Below are 2,538 nucleotides of genomic sequence, written 5' to 3'. Positions count from 1 at the left end.
TGGGTGCGGCTCTTTTAGGAAGACTAAGGATAAAGTCTTAGACAGTTATCGGAAGAGTAGTGGGAGCAGTAGTAGAGCAACGAGCATAAAGGAGTCGTTTCATCAAAGGAACACCATCAAGATACAAAACATGGTGATTGCGTTGATACTCTTGTTTTAAGTGAAACTGCCAATATTGATGCCAATCACCGCTAAGGTAAAGTGAGCGAAGACGTAAAACAGCTTCAGCTCCTTGAAGGCTCCATCTAGCTCCAGTAATATCCATCCGGTCTTTGATCAGATGACGACAAGCACCTTCAATTACCCCAGTGGCAATGGGAAGACCGGCTCTGAGGTAATCATCGTATTTGAGGTAAGCCGCGTTGTTGAGTAAATATCTGGCACAATTATCCACCGGTTTACGTTGTGATGGGGAGAGTTTGCGTAATGTGGCACTGCGACGCATCCCAGCAGCAACTGTACTTGAGTGTCCTTGAAGAATGAGTAGTATCCTTTTACTTACCCAATCCTCCGCTTGTTTGCTGGTATCGGAATAAAAGGCAAATGCCGCCTTCCATAAATATTCAATTACATGGATAATATCGAGAACAATTGTTAAGTTAATCTGGTGTTTGCGAGCAAACTTATTCAACAGCGATAATTGAGTTTTATTACCGTCGACCAAAGCACAAAAGTGTTTTTGTTGAGTGCTTCGGCGGTGCAATACCTCGTCAAATGCTTCGCTAATAACTACTTCTGGCTGTTTAATTAAGCTTGCCCAAACACGCTTGGATTGAGGCAAGGGTCTTTTGAGTTCTTTTTTATCTACCTCCTCCCCTTCCGGATTGACAATTTGTTCAGGTGTGCGCACGAATGGGTCAATCGTATAAACCGAAGCTACTGTAGCCATTCGCTTCGAGTTTCGTTTTTCACCCTTCGTTAATCGTTTATTTAACTTCTTGCTCGAAGCCAGCGCCCTTTTTCTGGTATGAGCACGTAAATCTTCTGTACGCATCACTACACCTTTACCGTCAACAGTAATCACTACTATTTCCCCTGTTTGTGGAGATTGCTCTATATGTGATTGTTGCTGGTGGTAAAATTGGTCAAAGTCACAGGCACTATTGAAGGCTAATTCTTCCACTTGACGCTTACCAACTTTGGCTGCGGTTGTTTGGGAAATTATCTCTACTGTTTCACCAAACCCCGAACGGGCTACTTCTACTGCGACTCGCTCTGTCAGTCCGTGGGAATATTGGGATGGCGGTAGGTTTAATTCCGCATCCAATGGACTCAGGGAATTGAGCTTCCTTCCTCCATAACCAATTCGATTGACTCTTACGGTTCCAAATAAGGTGGTCAGTTTACGAGTCAACTTCTTCTTATGAGTTCTTCTGGCTTGGTCACTACCCAAACACTCACCTTCAATCTCGTCATCACTACGTCTATCAAAATAACCTTGCAGAAGCCGTCTTAATAGTTCGTACCCGTTCTCCAGTAATTTGTTCTCTAACTCCCCATGCTCTAAACCGCAAACCCGATCTGAACCCAACCACTCTACGATTTCTTCAAATAGCTCTCGTGCTGGTGAAAAGAAGATGTCTTCATTTGAGTACGATCCTTGCATATCTCTGAATTTCACCCCGGTTTTCCACTTATGTACAACAAACGTCACTTAACGGTTTTTTTGACTCAAAGCCTTACTCTGACAAGGTTGTTAGTTTTGTTATTTTAAATAATACCGTATTTCTATAAGAGCCGCACCCAAATAGTATTTGGCTTACTGTGTAACCGAGAAGGATGTCCCATAGCAGTAGAAGTCTTTGAAGGAAATACATCCGATACAACGACCTTGGCAAAACAAATCGAAAAAGTCCGTGATCGCTTTGGACTATCAAGAATTATCTGGGTCGGAGATAGAGGAATGATTACTCAGACGAGAATAGACCAAGAATTGTCTTCTGGGGAGGATAAGAATTGGATTACCGCTTTGACAGCCCCTCAAATCAAAAAACTCGCCCAGCAAGAGGTGATTCAACTGGGGTTGTTTGATGAACAGAATTTAGTTGAGGTTGAATCGGTTGATTATCAGGGGGAAAGATTAATTGCTTGTCGCAACCCTTTGACTGCTGAACAAAGCGCACAAAAACGAGAAAAACTATTACAAAAAACTGAAGAAGAATTAGAAAAAATTGTCCAAGCAACTCTCCGAAAAAAAAGAGCTTTGAAAGGAGCCGAGCAAATTGGTATCCGAGTCGGTAAGGTGATTAATAAGTATCGAGTCGGTAAGTTCTTTGAACTGGAAATCACGAACAACAGCTTTTCATACTCCCGCAAGCCACAAGACTTAAAAGTCGCCGCCGCCTTAGATGGATTGTATGTAATTCGCACTTCTGTAGAGGCGGAAGTTTTAGATGCTCCAAGGACGGTCAAAGCTTACAAAAGTCTGTCTCAAGTTGAACAGGCTTTTCGTTCTTATAAGACTATGGATTTAAAAGTACGTCCCATTTATCATCACCTTGAAAGCCGAGTTAAATCTCACGTTTTTCTTTGTATGCT

At 42.4% G+C, this 2,538-nt stretch carries 2 protein-coding genes; one reads left to right on the top strand and one right to left on the bottom strand.

The window, feature by feature from the left end:
- Positions 1 to 37 precede the first annotated feature (37 nt).
- Positions 38 to 1,606, bottom strand: coding sequence for an ISKra4 family transposase (locus F6K53_RS37110; protein ID WP_293084567.1), 1,569 nt, complete (start codon positions 1,604 to 1,606; stop codon positions 38 to 40).
- A 108-nt stretch (positions 1,607 to 1,714) separates the two neighbouring features.
- Between F6K53_RS37110 and F6K53_RS37105 the strand changes: the two genes are divergently transcribed.
- The coding region (locus tag F6K53_RS37105) for an IS1634 family transposase (RefSeq protein ID WP_366511405.1) at positions 1,715 to 2,538 on the top strand (824 nt) is incomplete at its 3' end.

The sequence above is a fragment of the Moorena sp. SIO4A1 genome (assembly GCF_010672065.1).
Lineage (GTDB): Bacteria > Cyanobacteriota > Cyanobacteriia > Cyanobacteriales > Coleofasciculaceae > Moorena.
The sequence above is the reverse complement of the archived record's forward strand: the minus strand, read 5'-3'. Positions and strand labels throughout refer to the sequence as shown.

Bases quoted from the DNA above. Each gene is read 5' to 3' on its own strand.
- F6K53_RS37110 (WP_293084567.1), bottom strand. From the start codon at position 1,606: ATGCAAGGATCGTACTCAAATGAAGACATCTTCTTTTCACCAGCACGA.